Raw genomic sequence first — 17,756 nt, 5'->3', positions numbered from 1 at the left:
CGGAGGGCATGGCTAACGCTTCGTAAACCTTCCCGGAAGAATGCGATCAAGCACTTCGCCTATATCTTCTTCATTGTCAAATTTGCGGCCAAAATAAAAGCCCGTTGCCACAAATACAGCGAATATAAGCGTCTTGAAAAAACCTACCCATAAAAACAGCAGTCCGAAAATAAACCCTGCTGCCAAGCCAAACACTTTTCCCCGGTTTTCGAGAATAAACTGCCAGAACATAGGCTCCCCTCTATTCTACGCGTCGAACGCGCGCTCCGCTCCCGGGCTGCGCCACTTCAGACACAAGCACCGTCACCTTGGAAATTCCGAGGCCGGCGATTGTTTCCACGCGCTCTTTAATGGTTTGCTGCACTTGTTCTACAAGGCCGGGAATTGGTGTTTCCCCATCCACCGCTACTTTGACATGAATGGAAGTCCGATTTTCTTCGGCGCGAACATGCGCCTTCAAATCGCGGATGCCCCGTATATGACGCGCCGCATTCATAGCAATGCTTTCAATCGTATCTAGCGTAATCTGCACGTCCCCGTATTCTGTTGGGTTGTGCACGGAAGCAGGTGTTCGCACTCGACCCTCACCGCGCACGCTCGTGAACAGAAATTTCAAGCTGATTAAAAGGAAGATAGCTGCCGCGGCGAAATAGGCAAGCCCCACTTCGGACGAAGAATAAATTTCATTAATTGTGTCTGTGATATAATCAGACGAAATGAGATTCAGGCCCGCCGCCATGACAAACAACGAAATGACAACAAGCGCAAGACTGTATAACGTCAAAATAAAACGGTCAAATAAATTCACAGGCGCCCTCCTAGCAACGAAATCTTACACAAAATCCGCCTATCGAACTCGGTGAACTTCTTCGGTGCCAGGTGCTTTTTTCTCTTTCTCCTGCTTTAGCTGAACATCGACAATATGCACATTTACCTGCGTGACCACAAGACCCGTCATATTCTGAATGGACTCGCGCACATTTTCTTGTACTTTGTATGCCACATCCGGAATCTGCTGTCCGTATTCTACAATGATATAAAGATCAATGGTTGCCTCTTTTTCTTTAATGTCAACCCGTACTCCACGGCTGCTCTTGCGCCCCAGACGTTCAACAAAGTCGCTAACGATACCGCTGCTCAATCCCGCGACTCCAGGCACTTCAGCGCTTGCCATGTGGGCAATGACCTCAATAACTTCAGGCGCGATTTCGATTTTCCCTAACTCCAATTGTGAAAATTCGATACCAGTATCCAAAAATAACACCTCCTCCAAAGTGCGCTTCTTTGCTTATTATAGCAAACGTATACCAAAGAATACAATTTGCGCCTTTTGAAGAAGGTATCGGATCTAGTCATTATTCTTTGATTTTTAGGTCGTATGTCTCCAGAAATTTTGTATTAAAGTTCCCTTCCACGAACATTTCATGCTCAAGCAGCTTAAGATGGAACGGTACGGTTGTATGCACACCTTCGATCACCATCTCGGACAATGCCCGCTTCATGCGCTGAATCGCATCGTTTCTATCTTTGCCCCAGGTGATAATTTTTGCCACCATCGAATCATAAAATGGCGTAATCTGATATCCTTGATACACTGCGCTGTCCACGCGTACGCCAAAACCGCCCGGCGGCAAATAAAACTTGATGGTTCCCGGAGAAGGCATAAATTTCTTGGCAGGATTTTCTGCGTTAATACGGCATTCTATTGCCCAACCGTTAATTTTAACATCTTCCTGTTTGAAAGACAGAGGGTATCCCGCGGCCACCATAATCTGCTCTTTAATCAGATCAATACCGGTAATAAGCTCTGTTACCGGATGTTCTACCTGAATGCGCGTATTCATTTCCATGAAGTAGAATCGACCATCTTTGTCCAGCAGAAACTCGACTGTGCCGGCACCATGGTAATTGACAGCTTTCGCTGCCGCTACCGCTGCGCTTCCCATCTGTTGGCGCGTTTCTTCGTCCAATGCCGGGGATGGCGCCTCTTCAACAAGTTTTTGGTGACGGCGCTGAATAGAGCAATCACGCTCCCCTAAATGGCATACATTTCCATGTTTATCCGCCATAATCTGAATCTCGATATGGCGTGTATCTTCTAAATATTTTTCAAGATATACGCCCGGATTTCCGAACGCACTTTTTGCTTCCTGTTGTGCCTGGCGAACGGACGCGATCAATTCTTCTTTGGAACGTGCCACGCGCATGCCTTTTCCTCCGCCACCTGCCGTCGCCTTAATAATCACCGGATAGCCGGCCTCCTCAGCGACGCGAACCGCCTCCTCGATATCTTCAATTAACCCGTCAGAACCTGGAACAATCGGAACGCCGGCGTTTTTCATCGTCTCACGCGCAACGTTTTTGTCTCCCATCTTTACAATCGCCTGCGGATCAGGGCCGATAAACGTAATATTGCATGCGGCACAAATTTCAGCAAAATCCGCGTTTTCCGCAAGAAACCCATAGCCAGGATGAATTGCGTCTACGCCAGCTTTCGTCGCAACGCTCATTAAATTCGTCATATTTAAATAACTGTCTTTAGACGCGGTCGGTCCTATGCAATACGCTTCATCAGCCAAACGCACATGCAGCGCATCTTTATCCGCCGTTGAATATACGGCAACCGTCTGAATTCCCAATTCATGACAGGCTCGAATGACACGGACAGCAATCTCTCCACGGTTTGCGATCAAAACTTTCTTAAACATGGAAGCCCTCCTTTATTCCGGCTTCACGAGGAAGAGAGGTTGTCCATATTCTACAAGCTGACCGTCCTCTACCAACACTTTCACGATTTCGCCCGTCACTTCAGCTTCAATCTCGTTGAACAATTTCATTGCTTCCACGATACATACGATCGTATCATTTTTTACTTTGTCGCCTACCTGCACATACGGAGACGCACCCGGCTCCGGCGCTTTGTAGAACGTACCTACCATCGGCGATGTGATTTTGTGCAAACCAGTATCATCAACTGGTTCTGCCGCGACCGGAGCTGTCTGAGAAGCTGGCGCTGGAGCCTCCTCGGTTTTCGGGGCCGGAACAGGAGGAACAGCTTGCGGCGCTGGAGCTGGTACTTCCTGAGGTGCAGGAACGGCTTGTGGCGCCGATTCGACCGCTACATAGGAAACGCTTGCAGAACCACCTTTCTTAATAACAACTTTCATTCCGTCCTCTTCCACTTTAAATTCGGTGATAGAGGACTGATCCACCAGTTTGATGATTTCTCTAATTTCATGAATTTTGAACATAATTTGTCCACTCCTAACTTAATATATGCTCTATGTATGTAAAAACGCTATCATGTATTATATCACAAAGCAATCCTCTTGTTACCATTTTACTGAATTATTTATCAATTTTTGTGTGTTTTTCTCCGGATCATTCTCTTGGCAAAACTACCTGCGCGCAAAACGCCAGGCGGCTCCTTCCCATTACGTTGGACATTTCCTAAGGAGCGCAGGCCTGGCTTTCTGCGCGCTCGTATTTTACCCTATGGCTTGTAACTAACCACAATATTGTTTCCTGGCACCTTCATATGTTGCTTTACAACATTAATAATTTCGACTACTTTGTCCTTTTTCAATGTTTCAGCTTGCACAACAACACGAACCATGTCGTCTTTAGCGATAACAACGACGTCTTTAAAGCTGCCGAGAGACTTCACAAGCTCTTCTACCTGAGTCTGATTATCCTTGAGCGCGGCTAACTCTTCTAATTTTTTCTTCGCCTCAGCAATGGCTTTCGGGTTCGCGTCGCCGTTCGTCATCACTTCCATAAACCGACCCATCTCCTGTTCCTGCTGAGCATCGCGCTGCATTTTATATCCGATGAAATAGTCATCCGAAGGTGTAGTGACCGGCATACCTTCCGGCTTGGGCGCCACTTGTTTCGTCTCTACACTTACCCCTTTCATATCTGTCTTAACATCGGTCGCCAGCGAAGATTGAGGCACCTTGGATGTATCGCTCATGTTGCCGGTCGCCACCTGAACCTGCCCGGAAGAACCCTGCACCAGATAATAAGCAGATAACACGACAAGAACGGCAAGCATTGACAGTAACCATACCGTTTGTTTTTTCAACACCATGCTTCAGCCTCCTTAAGCTTTTTTTGGTAAAATAGAGATTTTATAGGAAGGAACAGCAAGAACTTTTTGTACCGCCTCCATAATCCATGCCTTTACCTGTAGATTTTCCGCTCCGGCGGCAACGATAACGACGCCGCGCACTTTCGGTTTTACCGTTTTCGTAACGATCGGCTGTTCGCCGGCATCATCCTTCATTGTTACGACTTGCTCCTGGGTCGATTCATTGTTGATATCGCGAGTAGCACCTTTGTCAGCTTCTCTTGTCGTTTGTGTCTGGCTATTCCGATTTTTCTCTACGACGATTTCCTCTGTTGATTCCAAATTGACCATCACAGATACTTCTCCAACGCCGGTAATGTTCTGCAATACTTCTTTGAGCTTCTTCTCATACATCTCTTCGTATTCACCCATCGTGTATGATTCACGCTTTTGCTGTATGAACGCTGGTGCCTCTTGCTGTGCCGGCGGAGAATCATGATTCGTCTTCTGTTTATCAAGCTCCAGAAATGAACTGGACAGCAGGAATGCAACGCCTAATGCGCCTGCAACTACAAGCCACTGCAACGTACCCAGCTTTCCTTTTCCGTCTTTGCTCACTTTATCCCTCCTCTCCGGTGTTTCGCCAGGTTACGAGCACCGTGCTTTCAGGAACATTCCACGCATTTGAAATCGTGGTCGTAATGCTTTTTTCCATATGCGATTGTTCAGTGGTTGCAGCAACCGGTTTATCATTTGTGGAAGAGTTCGGCTTAGCCCCTAGCGAGATATCGATTTTTACAGGCTTCATCGGCTCGATACCAAGCCCTTGTTCCTGTGTACCCGTTTCCCTGGGCTTATCCAACGCTACGATGATAGAGATGCGTTCGATTGGCTGCTTTGCTTTTTGTCCGTCTGGATGCACATGCACATCCACCGTTTCTACCTTCACTCCGTGCTGGGCCTCAATCTGCTTTTTGATGAGTGCGCCGATCTGTTGCTCTACATAACGATTCGCCTGTTCATCATTGTCTGCTGCTAATCTTTTGGCCAACGCTTCGATTCTGGCAAAGTCGGGCGCTCCTTTCCCGGCTTCCCCTGCGGTAAACGACAGTTGTGTCAGCGAAATATCCTTATGAAATAAGTCAAGAATAGGCGACAGCAAAGCTAGCAAGATAATTAGACCCATTGCTAATTTTACGTACTTGCTGTACGCGCTGCTTGGAAGAAGCAAATCAAGAAACGTAGCCAAAAGCACAAGAAGAATGAGTTTTTTCAGCCAAAGAACAAGCATCGCCATCATCTGTGTTTCCCCCTTACCGCATCATAACCGAAACGTTAGCCGCCGAAATTATGATCATGATCGCCAGAAAAAACATTAGGCTGACCGTCGCCAACGCTCCGAAGATGTAAAGCAAGTTCTTTCCGATGATGCCAAGGCAAGATAACACCGGACTGTTGCCAAGCGGCTGCATCACCGCCGAAGATAAGTGATAAATGAGAGCAAGCATTAAAATTTTTAAGCTTGGAAACGCGACAAGGAAAAGCAGAATAAGCACGCCGGCTATCCCCACCGTATTTTTGACGAGCAGCGATGCGCCCACTACGGTATCCGCCGCATCCGCAAACACCCGGCCAACTACCGGAATAAAATTTCCAGCAACATATTTGGCGGTGCGAATGGCGATCCCATCAGCAACCGCCGCCGTCGCACCCTGCAATGAAAGCACGGCGAGAAAAATCGTTAGAAAACTTCCCATCACCCCCAGGCTCACCGTCCGCAACAACTGCGCAAGCTTCGTCAATTGATACTTGACGGAAAACGAGCTTACAATGCTTAAAATCGCCGAAAGAAACAGAAGTGGAAACACAATAGTGGAAATAAGCGTGCCGCTTGTATTCACCAAAAATACAACCATCGGATGGAATAAAGCCGCCGAAGTGATCCCTCCTGTCGATGCCAGAAGCACAAGTACAAGCGGCATAAGCGCCAGCATGAATCCTACCATATCTTGGATGGCGCCCTGAGCAAAATCAACCGCCACCCGGAAGCTATTGACTGCAAGAATGATTAGTACCATATAGGAAATCGCGTACGCGACCATGCTGACTGTATTTTTTTCAAATGCGGTTTGCAACGTTTCCAACACCATCGCGAACACGGTAATAATGAGAATAGCCCCAAGCAGCTTGCCGTTGATCAGCAATTCATGAAACAAAAATGCCCCCAATCCTTTCATCACTTCGGTAAAACTAAATCCTTTCTCTCCTGTCACCATTTCAAACAGGCTCCGGCCGTCGCTTTCTGGCAGATATCCGCCGTATTTTTCGAGCACCTTTTGCCAGAATGCCTCAATTTCTTTCGTGTCGAGCCGCTCCAGCTGACTTTGGACAATCGTGTCCTGCGGCGACGATACCGGGGACGTGGCTTCCGCCGCGTGTACGGGTCGCCACAAAAGCAACGAAAACAGCAGCAATGCCATGTAAAAACCAAACCGCGACCGTTTCTGTTTCATTCTTTCTCACAACCTTTTTATGACGGAAGTAGCTGGACAATCGTTTCGACAATGACGGAAAGAATCGGAATCGCCAGCACCATAATCAGAATTTTGCCGGCCAATTCAATTTTCGATGCGATCGCGCCCTGGCCAGCATCCCTCGTAACCTGCGCTCCGAATTCAGCGATATAAGCAATGCCGATAATTTTTAGAACCGTATCCAGATAAACAATGTTTACATGAGCCTGCATCGCGATCCCTTCCAGCACCCGGATAACATCAGAAATTTTGCCGATAAGAAACAGAAAAATAACAACCCCGGTAAATGTTGCAAGAATAAACGAAAACATCGGCTTCTGTTCCTTAACCACAAGGCTCAAAATGGTGGCGACAATTCCCAGCCCGACAATCTGGATAATATCCATGCGATCGTCCCCTTACTGGAATAAGAAAACTCGTTTAATTTCCTGAAACAGATCGTTAATAAATGAAGCTACCATAAATAATACGACAATGAACCCGATCAGCGTGACCCATTGCGCCCAATCATCCTTGCCTGACTGTTTCAGCACGGTATGAATCATAGCGATGATAATTCCGATGCCGGCAATCTGAAAAATGGCGTTCACGTCATATGCCATGTCCTCCACCTCTCAATAGAGTAAAATGACGATCAAAATCCCACTCAACACCCCCAAGCTCCGGCACATTTTTTCGTAGCGCCTCTGATTATCCCGGGCGTTCATTTCTTCATGTTCCAGATTGGCGAGCGCAAGTTTAAGATGTTTCTGCTGATCCTCACGATCGCTCTGACCAAGAACGGAGCCAAGCTGCAACAAAATCTCTTTCTCCGGTTCCTTCATGGCTGTATCTCTCCATACATACTGCACGGCTTGGTGCCAGCACTCACTCGCCGCTAAATCCGGCTCTTCCGCACTCAATTCCGCCGCGCGCGCGAACAAGCGGGCGACATCTCCCGTCAAGCGGCGCGAAATGGAAGCAAGCGCCTCCAGCAACGGACGAGAGCCGTACACGATCTCGGTCTCCAACAATGTTAGTCCGGCACGCAGCTGGCGAATTTGCAACGGGCGGTGGGCCAAATAGCTCCCCAGTTGCATACCAATAAACGTCCCGGCGAAAATAACAAGCGAAGCGCCAATCAGTTTAAGCATTTTTCTCACCTCCGGCACTCGGTGAAATGCTCATTATACACACCTGCTACCGTTCCCACTTTCGGACGTCGGGAAAGCACAAGATAACGCTGAAAGACGCCCGCTTGCAAAATCCGAGAAAGCGTAGGACGCCGCATAATATCTTTTAAATCGCGACCATGCACGCTTGCGATGACCGTAATCCCGGCATGTATCGCCTCCTCAAGCGCGTATCCATCTTCTGGACGCCCGATTTCGTCTGTAATCAACACTTCAGGCGACATCGAACGAATCATCATCATCATGCCTTCCGCCTTCGGACAAGCATCCAGTACATCCGTGCGCGGGCCGACGTCTTTTTGTGGTACACCAGCCACACACCCGGCAATTTCGGAACGTTCGTCCACAATGGACACCTTTTTTCCAGCCATTTCTTTTGAGCCATAGCTTATCTGTCGGGCCAAATCGCGAAGTAAGGTTGTCTTGCCGCACTGGGGCGGGGAAATAACGAGCGTGTTTTTTAACTGTCCCCCTTCTACCAGAAGCGGCAGCACACCATCCGCCACCCCTCTTTTTTCACGGGCAAACCGGATGTTAAAGCTGGTAACGTCCCGAATAAGTTTCACTCTCCCGTTTTCCAGCACCACTTTTCCAGATAGCCCTACCCTGTGTCCACCCTGGACGGTGATATAGCCGCGCCGCATTTCTTCCTCCATCATGTAAACTGAATGATGACTCAATCTGCTTAACAGTTGCATACCCTCTTCTTTCGTAAACGTTAGCGCTTCCTCGGCCCGTCTTGTGCCTCCTCCCTGCCCGCTTATAAACCAGGAGGCACCTCCCCCCACATATTCAATGGGGCGGCCTACGCGCAGCCGAATCTCTTCCATTTGTTCTATGTCCTGCCACGAAAGATTCTTAAGCTTTACACGCAAGCTGTCGGGCAACATGCGAAGAACCTCTTCCATCACCTGACTCTCCCCTTTGTCCTATCTACTTATCACATTCATATGGGAAGCCTGGACACTTTATGCCTAAGAAGATAGAGTTGGAAATGAAATGAAGGACAAATAAGAGTACCTGCGCCCTGTTTCGGGCACACTATGCATGCTTGCAGAAAAGGGAGGTGTTTACACATGCCTCATCTCAATATCCAAAACGTACCGCTCTATTACGAAGAAGAAGGAAGGGGATTTCCCGTGGTCTTCCTCCACGGAATGGGTCTTTCCCACGCGAATTGGCGCGGGCAAATTCAGCATTTCTCCAAAAAGTTCCGCGTTATCACATACGATATGCGCGGTCATGGACGCAGCGGGATTTCGCACAGGCAAGCGCCAGAAACGTATCTTGAGGTGTTAAGCCGTGATTTGCAGCTGATGCTCGAACATTTAGGCATCCAAAAAGCCCATTTCGTCGCATATTCAACTGGAACCCTGGTGCTGCTTCACTTTTTGCGCGATTTTAGCCATATGTGCGAACGTGCTGTCCTAACCGGAGCCTTTCCATGCTTAAGCGATGCCTATATGTATACGAAAGTTGGAGCCTCCTACTTACTTACACTGCTTCACGCTTCTCGATACGAAGCGCGCAAAGTGGCTCAGGCTAACGGAGCAACCAGCCGACAAGTTGATCTATTCATGAATGAAGCATTAAAAGCGCGTCGTTCGGAAATGCTTGTGCTTTTACGCGCGCTCGTTACATGTAATCTGACTTCGTTTCTGCCAAAGGTAAACATTCCGACATTATTGATTTACGGGGGGAATGAATGGTACATGAGGAAATATCGGCATATGATGCTTACTTCATTACCCCAAGCCGAGGTCTGCCTTATCCCCAAGACATCGCACGCTTGCCCGACAAAAGCGTGTCAAGTATTCAACATGCTTGTGGAAGATTTTCTGACTGGAGAGGGAATGCAATGCGGAAAAACCGTGGAGTAGAATTGCCAGCTCAAAATACGCGGAATACCGCACCGCCCGGTAGGGTGCTGTTCGCTTTAAGCCTTGTACCGCTTATTATGGTACTCGGTAATTCTATGCTCATTCCCGTATTGCCCGCCATAGCAAACGAGTATGACTTAAGCGCTCTGGAAAGCGGCTTGTTAATCACGCTGTTTTCTGTGCCAGCCGGCATGATCATTCCACTAGCAGGCCTTTTATCCGATCGGATAGGAAGAAAAAAAATTATTCTTACGGCACTGGCGCTTTATGGCACGGGCGGCCTTATTGCCGGAGGTTCGGCGCTATTTTTTGCCGAGCCATATCCCTGGATTATAGCCGGGCGTATCATCCAAGGAATTGGCGCAGCGGGAACGGCCCCCATTGCCATGGCGCTTATCGGCGATTTGTATCCGCCCGAACATCGCGGCCGAGCGTTCGGCATTATCGAATCAGCGAATGGGCTCGGAAAAGTACTAAGTCCAATTCTCGGTTCGCTTCTGGCACTTATCGCCTGGTATATGATTTTCTTCGCATTTCCATTCATGATTGCACCTGTGCTCTGGGCGATCGCGCGCTGGGTCGATGAAAAAAAACCGGAGGCCCAGCCTTCGCCTGCACAATATAAACAAGACATACTGCGCATTTTTCAAAAACAGGGCCGCTGGCTTACTCTGAGTTTTTTGCTTGGGGCTGGCCACATGTTTTTTCTGTTCGGAGCTCTATTCTTTCTCGCAGAAATGCTTGATACACGCACAACTTTCTCCGGCATCGTGCGCGGCCTGTATCTTGCGCTTCCGCTTCTTTCGCTGACTCTCGTTTCCGCCTGGGCAGGAAACGCGATCGAACGCCATCCATCCACCATTAAAATGTTCCTTATTTTAGGTACCTGTCTTTTAGGAAGCGTCTGCCTCCTGCTCCCGTTTATCGGGCAGCCATTTGTCGTAATCGCTTTGCTTTTTGTTTCCGGCATCGGCAGCGGATTGGTTTTACCTTCGCTCAATATCCTTATTACCTCCGCCGTCGGCAAGGCGGAGCGGGGTATTGTTACTTCGCTCTACAGCAGCGTACGCTTTCTTGGAATCGCGGCAGGTCCCGCGGCATTCGGCGCTTTACCTAGCCACCCGCTTTTACTGTTCTGGGGAACGGGAGGGGCCTGTTTTTTGCTTGCGCTGTTCGCAGCAAGACTGCTCCGCCGCCCGAGAAAAATCCAAAGCAAGCGAGGCCACTCCCGTCTGATTTTGCATACTTTGCCACAGGCTTCAGAAGATCCAGCATAAAAGAAAGAGCACCAGTACAATAGAATGCTGCCCAAAAGCAAAAGCCCACCGTTATAAACAGTGGGCTTTCTCTATGTTTCCGCTTACGCGCGGGATACGTATTCTCCTGTGCGGGTATCGATAACCAGTTTGTCTCCTACGTTTACGAAGAACGGAACTTGTACCACAAGACCGGTTTGCATGGTAGCCGGTTTCGTACCCCCTGACGCTGTATCGCCTTTAATGCCCGGTTCCGTGTCCACAACTTCCAGTTCCACCGTATTCGGCACTTGCACACCGAGGATTTCACCTTCGAACATGACGATATTCACGATCATGTTTTCCAGCAAAAACTTCAGCTCATGCTCGATTTGGCTCGTTGGCAGACTGATTTGATCATATGTTTGCATATCCATAAATACGTGCTCATCGCCGGAAGCGTACAGATATTGCATTTCTTTCGTTTCGATTCTCGCCTTCGCTACTTTTTCGCCAGCGCGAAACGTCATTTCCTTAATGGAACCATTGCGCAGGTTGCGCAGCTTCGTGCGGACGAACGCAGCCCCTTTACCAGGTTTTACGTGTTGGAATTCAATAACAGAATAAATCGCTCCGTCATGCTCGATGGTGATGCCCGGGCGCAAGTCGTTTACTGAAATCATGCATAAACCTCCTACAAGCCAGTTATTTCTTGTTTCCTAACTTTCAAATTATAACACAATCCCCCTACTGGATAACAAGCAGTTCCTTCGGAGATTTTGTAAGAATCTCGCAGCCGTCCCCGGTAATGAGCACATCATCTTCGATACGGACACCACCCATGCCCTCTAAATAAATGCCTGGTTCGATCGTTACAACCATCCCGGGTGCAAGCGGCCGATCTCCGCGCGCCGAAAGAGTCGGTCCTTCGTGCACTTCCAAACCAAGACCGTGACCGGTACTGTGACCAAACATCGAGCCATATCCCGCCGCGGCGATAATATCACGCGTCAGCGCATCCGCTTCCTTGCCGGTCATGCCAGGCCTAATATTCTGTACGCCGTTCAGTTGGGCGCGCAAAACAATGTCATAAATTTCCCGCATTTTCTTTCCCGGCTCCCCCACGGCAATGGTGCGGGTAATATCGGAACAGTATCCTTTGTAGTACGCCCCGAAGTCAAGCGTTACCATGTCACCGTCCTCGATCACTTTATCAGAAGCGACTCCGTGCGGCAACGCGGAGCGGATGCCGGAGGCAACAATAATGTCAAATGATGAACCGGAAGCGCCGAGGGAACGCATATAAAATTCCAGCTCATTTGCTACCTCAAGTTCCTTCATACCGGGCCTTATATATGTGAGAATATGCGAAAACGCTTTATCGGCAATTTCTGCTGCTTCTTTAATAATCTGCACTTCTTCCGGCGTTTTCATGAGTCTCGCTTCTTCTACAATCCCGGCGACAGGCACCAGTTCAATATCCCCGGCCCACTCTTCCAAGCGCTGAAAAAGAGCATATGTGAGATGATGTTTCTCGAAGCCAAGCCTTCTTACGCCGTGATGCTTCGCCCGATTGACTGCCATATCCAACATATCCGCTTGATGGCGCACAATTTCAAAGAAAGGGGCCTGTTTCGTCGCCTGTTCCACATAACGAAAGTCAGTAATTAAATCGGCAGCTTCCATTGTCAGAAGACAGCAGCCGGAAGAGCCGGTAAAGCCGGACACATACCGACGGTTGTATCCGTTTGTGATCAACATTCCATCCAGCTCCTGCTCCTGCATGCCGGAACGAATCATTTGTAACCTTGTTTCCATTTTTATCATCTCCGGTTTAGATGGTTTAGATGGTGTACCAAGCCTTCAAGTGCCAGCTCATATCCATACGTGCCAAGACCGCTAATTTGCCCGACGGCAATAGGCGCGATTACCGATTCTTTACGAAACGCTTCGCGCGCGTGAATATTCGAAATATGAATCTCAACAAAAGGGATATTCACACTTGCAAGCGCATCCCGAATCGCATAACTATAATGAGTAAAAGCCCCTGGATTTATAATGATACCGTCACACAATTCGTGCGCCTGGTGAATCCGGTCGATAATCGCTCCCTCATGGTTCGATTGAAAGCATTCAATCGTGACACCAAGCTCGTGGGCGCGCCGCTTGATGCGTGCTTCCACGTCTTCCAATGTTTCGTATCCGTAAATGCCCGGTTCGCGCCGCCCAAGCATATTTAGATTAGGCCCGTTGATGACAAGAATCGCCGCCATATCTTCACCTACTTTCCTCTACTATCCTTGACATTCATTGTTTTGCTTATTGTAACACACATCATTATTTTCTGAATAACAAAAGCACCTCCCTTTTCATGCAGCGGGAGATGCCACAATGAGTTAATACATTGCTTTCTTCTATTTCTGTTCGGATAAATAGGTAGCTACCGCTTCCAGCTCCTGTTCGTCCTTAATCAAACCGGGTGGCATTCCACCACGTCCCTCTTTGATGATTTGCTTAATTTCATCCTTGGACAGTCTGCTTCCTACATTGTTAAGGGCAGGACCTGAAGCTCCTTGTAAGTTTTGGCCATGACATGAAGTACAGTTTTTCTGCTGAATAATTTTTTGCACGTCCGCTCCTCCGCCGCTTGTTGCGGTGGATTGACTTTGTTTCTGATCAGCTGGGGCTTCTGTCGCTTTATCCCCGCCTCCACAAGCGGACAAACTTACCGCCAATGCCATCAGCAAACTGAAAGTTGTAAATTTTTTCATATTTAATTCACCTCCCCTCATTCATTGTACCTATGCCTTATCACATATTTCAATACTTTCCATGCGTTCCGGAAGCATTCCCCCGTTTTTTCCGCTAGAAACCACCAAATAAATCCGGTAAAATATAGGATAAGGAAGGTGTTTAATTTGTCAAAACAAACAGTACCAGCATACGGCGGGCAAGCCGTCGTAGAAGGTGTGATGTTCAGCGGAAGACGCTATACTGTAACCGCGATTCGCCGTAAAGACAACACAATTGAATATTATGAGGAATTGAAGCATGAGAAGCCTTGGGTCAAGAAGCTGCAGAAAGTTCCATTTATCCGAGGGATTGTCGCCCTTATTTTGGCCAGTGCCAACGGTTCTAAACACCTGAACTTCTCTACTGAACGCTATGACATGGTGCCGGGCGAAGAGGAGAAAAGCGAATCGGCTTCCTCAAAATTGGCGATGATCCTTGGCGTGGCCGTCATCGGTGTACTTTCCTTCTTATTCGGAAAACTTATCTTCACCATTGTTCCGGCTATTCTCGCCGACGTACTGTTCCAAAAAATAACGAACAATGTTTTGCAGAACATAATCGAAGGCACCATTAAGATCGTCCTTCTTCTCACATATATTCTTGTGATCGCAAGAACCCCCATGATTAAAAGACTTTTTCAGTATCATGGTGCAGAACATAAAGTGATTAATGCATACGAAGCTGGGGTAGACTTAACAGTAAAGAACGTTCAACAATTTTCCACGCTACACTATCGGTGTGGCAGCAGTTTTATTATGTTTACGATTCTTGTCGGCGTGGTCATTTATTCGTTTTTTCACTATGATTCTCTCTGGGAAAGAATCTACCAGCGCATTCTTCTCCTGCCTGTTGTCATTGGCGTTTCCTACGAAACACTCCAAGTCACCAACAAGTTGCGCGACATTCCCGTTTTACACATGCTCGGCTATCCAGGGTTATGGCTCCAGAAGCTAACAACACGCGAACCGGATGATAAACAGGTAGAAGTAGCCATTGCCTCATTTATGCGCATGCGCGAACTGGACGAAGCAAGCAATCCCTCCACGACGACAGTCTCGATTAGCTAGCTTTCTAACATATCGTAATCCAATACGAAATGAGGTGTTAGGGTGTCGCGGAAGTCTCAGATCTTCACAGTTGTGTTGCTTGCCCTTGTCGGAGTCGGATTGGCCACTCAGCTTTACAACAATCCTTGGGGTCTGTTCAAGTCCATTCTCGTTTTCGCGGTAATCGCCGGAGTGATGTATTTTCTGGTAAACCGTCTGCTCCTCTCGCGCGGGACAGGGTTCACGGGGGCTCCAACGGATAAGGGATACCAGAAAGCGCTGCGCCAACAAAAACGACGCAATAAGTTAAAACAACCAGGACAGCATGCTTCAGTTTCTATGCCCTCCCCTTTAAAACTTCGGAAAATGAGCCGCCTTAAGCCTTCTCTGCGTCGAGATAATCCTTTCCGGGTCATCGAAGGAAAAAAAAACAAACAGAAAACGAATAAAAAAACCAAAACCTCTTGAGCAAGCTCAAGAGGTTTTTCTTTTGATGCGCAAAGACGGCAGGCGAACCATGAATTGCTTCGCCGCTTGTTTCCCCGATTGGTAGAGCCATTCCCGCTCTTGTTCGGTTAAATCAAATTTGACCGCCGATATACCTTCGGTCGGAATAAAAACGGTACGCGCGGCGTGTTGCTTCTCCACATAGCGCTGGTCGTGCGCCTGCATCATCGTCCGGAGCATGGCGTGCATGTATTCAGGCAACCCATTAATTTTATACGACTTCACCTCGTAACTGGCCGAGAGACGAAATCCGATCGTCGGATAAGCGGACTGGCTGTTTTCTTCAAACAGCCAGAGCGGGAATCGGCTTAAAATCCCCCCGTCCACCACATAGATCGACACACTCTTATTTCTGACAATAACCGGCTCAAAATAAAAAGGAATGCTTGCGCTCATGCGTACAGCGAGCGCCACCGGAAGCGAACAAGGATCAAGCCCGATTTTTCCTGCATCATCCGGTAACACAAGCAAACTTCCGTTCGTAATGTCAGAAGCAATGACTTTGAGCATTCCCGTCGGCAAATCAGCAAATGTGTAGATATTTTTGTTAGCAAGGCAATCTTTCATCCAGTTATATAAATAATCCCCCGTATAAATGCCTTTCTTTATCCAAAGATTCAGCCATGGCCCGATCAGTGGCAACCTCCCCACACCTTGCTTTTTTTGCAGCGCCATATAATCGAATCCACGCATTAATTCGCCCAGTTCAGCGGCCCGGTATCCCGCTGCAAGCAAGGTGGCAATCATAGCACCCGCCGAAGTTCCCGCCACTCTATGCCAGCTGAATCCCTGCCGCTCAAATTCCGCGATCGCACCTACAAAAGCGATCCCTTTAACCCCGCCCCCCTCAAACACCGCGTCAACTTTTTTCACGGTCTCTCCTCCTCAACTCTTTTCATGTTAAATGTACTCCAGCGGGCCAGGTTTCAGAATCGGAAAAATAAGTTTCTAAACAATAAAGAAATAAGGAGCAGCCATTCCAACCGCTCCTTTCCATAAGGTATATATACTATTCTATTCCTTCTTCATCGTTCTGGGCTTCGCGGAATTTACGAAGGTCTTCGATGCGCTCAGGATTTTTCTGGAAGTACTGTACAAGACATTCAATGCAAGTAATCGAATCCCAGCTTAAATGATGTTCGATGCCTTCCACATCTTCGAAAATAACGTCTTCCGAAACACCAATAAGGCGCAAAAAATCTTCAAGTAACGTGTGCCGATCCACAAGGCGTTTGCCCATTTTTTTACCTTTGCTCGTCAACACAAGGCCCCGGTATTTCTCGTATATCAAATACTGGCTCTTATCCAATTTTTGCACCATTTTCGTAACTGAAGATGGATGAACGTTAAGCGCTTCCGCAATATCGGAAACGCGCGCATATCCCTTTTCTTCAATTAGAGTGTAAATTCGTTCTAAATAATCTTCCATGCTTGGCGTTGCCATTCCGTTCCCCCATCCTTACACACTTCTCATCCGAACATTCAGCTCGCTATTCTTTTATAATACCTTACTTTAAAAAAGAAATGCAAGAAATTCAGGTAAAATACTCAATTTTTTCCTATGGAAAACAATAGGCGAGCGTTGCCTCAAGTTGTTCCAGCAAATCGCGATATCCTTCTTTCCAGCCGGCAAATCGGTACAGCGGTGCAATAATCAATCCAAGCGGATATACGGCTTGGCTTGTTTCCCATTGTTGTCTGCAAATAGCAGTAATGGCAATGACCCTTGCAGCCCGTGGAAAGTGGGATCGCATACTCGGCAGCCAGCTTGGACGTATCCAATTTCAACGCTTTGCGCACACCGACAACGAGCGTCCGCTTAGCGTTCCGATATTGTTCTAATTCCTTCTCACCAGGAATGCCTCATACTGATTATGAGACATAATCATGTGAAAAGAAAAGGTTTCACCCCCGGCATGCAACAAATGGAAGCGATAAGAAAAACCCTGACCATAACGCCAGGGCTCTCCTCGTTATCTAAAATTGACAAACTGCAAATCGATCGGCAAATCAGCCGCCTTTAGCATGGTGATAATCTGCTGCAAATCGTCCCTGCTTTTCCCTGAGACACGCAACTGATCGTCTTGAATCTGGCTTTTCACTTTGAGTTTGGTGTCTTTAATCAGCTTATTGATTTTCTTCGCATTTTCTGCGTCGATGCCCTGAGCGATCTTGGCGCGCTGACGCACCGTCCCACCGGCAGCCGGCTCGATTTTGCCGTAGGAAATGTTCTTAAGCGAGATGCCACGCTTGACCAGCTTGCCGCTCAGCACATCTTTTACCTGGCCGAGCTTAAACTCGTCGTCCGAGACAATGACCAGTTCGTCCTTTTCCAAAGTAATCTGACTTTTGCTTCCTTTGAAATCATATCGGTTCTCGATTTCCCGCATCGCTTGATTTATCGCGTTTGTTACCTCTGCCATATCAACTTTGGAAACAATATCAAAAGAGTTCTCCTTGCTCATTCTCTTCCTCCTTGCTATATACTTCCGGTTCTATGTCTTATCGTACCAGATTTTG

The 17,756-nt window shown here is 47.8% G+C and carries 25 protein-coding genes and 1 pseudogene; 4 read left to right on the top strand and 22 right to left on the bottom strand.

All coding sequences use genetic code 11. The annotated features are described in order from the left end of the window. Nucleotides 1–12: 12 nt before the first annotated feature. From ACH33_RS06390 to spoIIIAA, 13 genes are all read right to left on the bottom strand, one after another. Nucleotides 13–231: a DUF2273 domain-containing protein gene (locus tag ACH33_RS06390; RefSeq protein ID WP_057898253.1), complete on the bottom strand. Its 219-nt coding sequence runs from the start codon at nt 229–231 to the stop codon at nt 13–15. Nucleotides 232–241: 10 nt separating this feature from the next. After that, nucleotides 242–808, bottom strand: coding sequence for an alkaline shock response membrane anchor protein AmaP (amaP, locus tag ACH33_RS06385; RefSeq protein ID WP_057898252.1), 567 nt, complete (start codon nt 806–808; stop codon nt 242–244). A 39-nt stretch (nt 809–847) separates the two neighbouring features. After that, a complete protein-coding gene (locus ACH33_RS06380; RefSeq protein ID WP_057900269.1) occupies nt 848–1,264 on the bottom strand; it encodes an Asp23/Gls24 family envelope stress response protein in 417 nt (138 codons plus the stop codon). 91 nt (nt 1,265–1,355) lie between these two features. Continuing rightward, a complete protein-coding gene (gene accC, locus ACH33_RS06375; protein WP_057898251.1) occupies nt 1,356–2,708 on the bottom strand; it encodes an acetyl-CoA carboxylase biotin carboxylase subunit in 1,353 nt (450 codons plus the stop codon). A 12-nt stretch (nt 2,709–2,720) separates the two neighbouring features. Beyond that, nucleotides 2,721–3,251: an acetyl-CoA carboxylase biotin carboxyl carrier protein gene (gene accB / locus ACH33_RS06370; RefSeq protein ID WP_057898250.1), complete on the bottom strand. Its 531-nt coding sequence runs from the start codon at nt 3,249–3,251 to the stop codon at nt 2,721–2,723. Nucleotides 3,252–3,493: 242 nt separating this feature from the next. Then, a complete protein-coding gene (locus tag ACH33_RS06365) occupies nt 3,494–4,090 on the bottom strand; it encodes a SpoIIIAH-like family protein (RefSeq protein WP_057898249.1) in 597 nt (198 codons plus the stop codon). Nucleotides 4,091–4,102: 12 nt separating this feature from the next. Further along, nucleotides 4,103–4,687: a stage III sporulation protein AG gene (spoIIIAG, locus tag ACH33_RS06360; RefSeq protein ID WP_057898248.1), complete on the bottom strand. Its 585-nt coding sequence runs from the start codon at nt 4,685–4,687 to the stop codon at nt 4,103–4,105. 1 nt (nt 4,688) lies between these two features. Next, on the bottom strand, nt 4,689–5,369 hold the full coding sequence (spoIIIAF, locus tag ACH33_RS06355) for a stage III sporulation protein AF (RefSeq protein ID WP_057898247.1): 681 nt from the start codon (nt 5,367–5,369) through the stop codon (nt 4,689–4,691). Between the two features lie 13 nt (nt 5,370–5,382). Further along, nucleotides 5,383–6,582 carry a stage III sporulation protein AE gene (gene spoIIIAE, locus ACH33_RS06350; protein ID WP_236781980.1) on the bottom strand — a complete coding sequence of 400 codons (1,200 nt, stop codon included), beginning with the start codon at nt 6,580–6,582 and terminating at the stop codon, nt 5,383–5,385. Between the two features lie 17 nt (nt 6,583–6,599). Beyond that, nucleotides 6,600–6,989 (bottom strand): stage III sporulation protein AD, encoded by a 390-nt coding sequence (gene spoIIIAD / locus ACH33_RS06345; RefSeq protein WP_057898246.1) that lies wholly within the window; start codon nt 6,987–6,989, stop codon nt 6,600–6,602. Nucleotides 6,990–7,001: 12 nt separating this feature from the next. After that, entirely contained in the window at nt 7,002–7,205 is a 204-nt protein-coding gene (gene spoIIIAC / locus ACH33_RS06340) for a stage III sporulation protein AC (RefSeq protein WP_057898245.1), read from the bottom strand. Between the two features lie 12 nt (nt 7,206–7,217). Continuing rightward, entirely contained in the window at nt 7,218–7,736 is a 519-nt protein-coding gene (spoIIIAB, locus tag ACH33_RS06335; RefSeq protein WP_057898244.1) for a stage III sporulation protein SpoIIIAB, read from the bottom strand. A gap of 5 nt (nt 7,737–7,741) precedes the next feature. Further along, nucleotides 7,742–8,683, bottom strand: coding sequence for a stage III sporulation protein AA (gene spoIIIAA / locus ACH33_RS06330; protein ID WP_057898243.1), 942 nt, complete (start codon nt 8,681–8,683; stop codon nt 7,742–7,744). Between the two features lie 168 nt (nt 8,684–8,851). Here spoIIIAA and ACH33_RS06325 point away from each other — a divergent pair, with 168 nt between their 5' ends. Both ACH33_RS06325 and ACH33_RS06320 read left to right on the top strand, forming a co-directional pair. After that, nucleotides 8,852–9,655, top strand: coding sequence for an alpha/beta fold hydrolase (locus ACH33_RS06325; RefSeq protein WP_057898242.1), 804 nt, complete (start codon nt 8,852–8,854; stop codon nt 9,653–9,655). After that, nucleotides 9,634–10,932 carry an MFS transporter gene (locus tag ACH33_RS06320; protein ID WP_057898241.1) on the top strand — a complete coding sequence of 433 codons (1,299 nt, stop codon included), beginning with the start codon at nt 9,634–9,636 and terminating at the stop codon, nt 10,930–10,932. Before ACH33_RS06325 ends, ACH33_RS06320 begins: the two co-directional genes overlap by 22 nt. Nucleotides 10,933–11,015: 83 nt before the next feature. Here the strand turns inward: ACH33_RS06320 and efp are convergent, their stop codons facing one another. The 4 genes from efp to cccB form a co-directional block, all read right to left on the bottom strand. Further along, entirely contained in the window at nt 11,016–11,573 is a 558-nt protein-coding gene (efp, locus tag ACH33_RS06315; RefSeq protein ID WP_057898240.1) for an elongation factor P, read from the bottom strand. Nucleotides 11,574–11,637: 64 nt separating this feature from the next. Next, on the bottom strand, nt 11,638–12,708 hold the full coding sequence (locus ACH33_RS06310; protein ID WP_057898239.1) for a M24 family metallopeptidase: 1,071 nt from the start codon (nt 12,706–12,708) through the stop codon (nt 11,638–11,640). 5 nt (nt 12,709–12,713) lie between these two features. Beyond that, nucleotides 12,714–13,163 carry a type II 3-dehydroquinate dehydratase gene (gene aroQ / locus ACH33_RS06305; RefSeq protein WP_057898238.1) on the bottom strand — a complete coding sequence of 150 codons (450 nt, stop codon included), beginning with the start codon at nt 13,161–13,163 and terminating at the stop codon, nt 12,714–12,716. A gap of 141 nt (nt 13,164–13,304) precedes the next feature. Continuing rightward, entirely contained in the window at nt 13,305–13,661 is a 357-nt protein-coding gene (cccB, locus tag ACH33_RS06300) for a cytochrome c551 (RefSeq protein ID WP_057898237.1), read from the bottom strand. A 147-nt stretch (nt 13,662–13,808) separates the two neighbouring features. Between cccB and ACH33_RS06295 the strand changes: the two genes are divergently transcribed. Both ACH33_RS06295 and ACH33_RS06290 read left to right on the top strand, forming a co-directional pair. Continuing rightward, nucleotides 13,809–14,750, top strand: a complete 942-nt coding sequence (locus tag ACH33_RS06295; RefSeq protein ID WP_057898236.1) for a DUF1385 domain-containing protein — start codon at nt 13,809–13,811, stop codon at nt 14,748–14,750. Between the two features lie 42 nt (nt 14,751–14,792). After that, entirely contained in the window at nt 14,793–15,197 is a 405-nt protein-coding gene (locus ACH33_RS06290) for an SA1362 family protein (RefSeq protein WP_057898235.1), read from the top strand. 6 nt (nt 15,198–15,203) lie between these two features. On the opposite strand, the gene ACH33_RS06285 is transcribed toward ACH33_RS06290, so the two are convergent. The 5 genes and pseudogenes from ACH33_RS06285 to ACH33_RS06270 all read right to left on the bottom strand — a co-directional run bounded on the left by ACH33_RS06285 (nt 15,204) and on the right by ACH33_RS06270 (nt 17,701). Next, nucleotides 15,204–16,109 (bottom strand): patatin-like phospholipase family protein, encoded by a 906-nt coding sequence (locus ACH33_RS06285; protein WP_057898234.1) that lies wholly within the window; start codon nt 16,107–16,109, stop codon nt 15,204–15,206. Between the two features lie 136 nt (nt 16,110–16,245). Then, a complete protein-coding gene (mntR, locus tag ACH33_RS06280; RefSeq protein WP_057898233.1) occupies nt 16,246–16,680 on the bottom strand; it encodes a transcriptional regulator MntR in 435 nt (144 codons plus the stop codon). Nucleotides 16,681–16,795: 115 nt separating this feature from the next. Next, nucleotides 16,796–16,990: a spore photoproduct lyase family protein gene (locus tag ACH33_RS19110; protein ID WP_057898232.1), complete on the bottom strand. Its 195-nt coding sequence runs from the start codon at nt 16,988–16,990 to the stop codon at nt 16,796–16,798. Then, a pseudogene (locus ACH33_RS18625) lies at nt 16,914–17,096 on the bottom strand (spore photoproduct lyase family protein); the annotation flags it as partial. The gene ACH33_RS19110 and the pseudogene ACH33_RS18625, both read right to left, overlap by 77 nt. Before the next feature lie 113 nt (nt 17,097–17,209). Further along, nucleotides 17,210–17,701 carry a YajQ family cyclic di-GMP-binding protein gene (locus ACH33_RS06270; RefSeq protein ID WP_057898231.1) on the bottom strand — a complete coding sequence of 164 codons (492 nt, stop codon included), beginning with the start codon at nt 17,699–17,701 and terminating at the stop codon, nt 17,210–17,212. Nucleotides 17,702–17,756 lie beyond the last annotated feature (55 nt).

It is taken from the genome of Aneurinibacillus sp. XH2, from assembly GCF_001439585.2.
Classification (GTDB): domain Bacteria; phylum Bacillota; class Bacilli; order Aneurinibacillales; family Aneurinibacillaceae; genus Aneurinibacillus; species Aneurinibacillus thermoaerophilus.
Note: the sequence above shows the minus strand (reverse complement) of the source record. Positions and strands in the feature narration are given on the sequence as shown.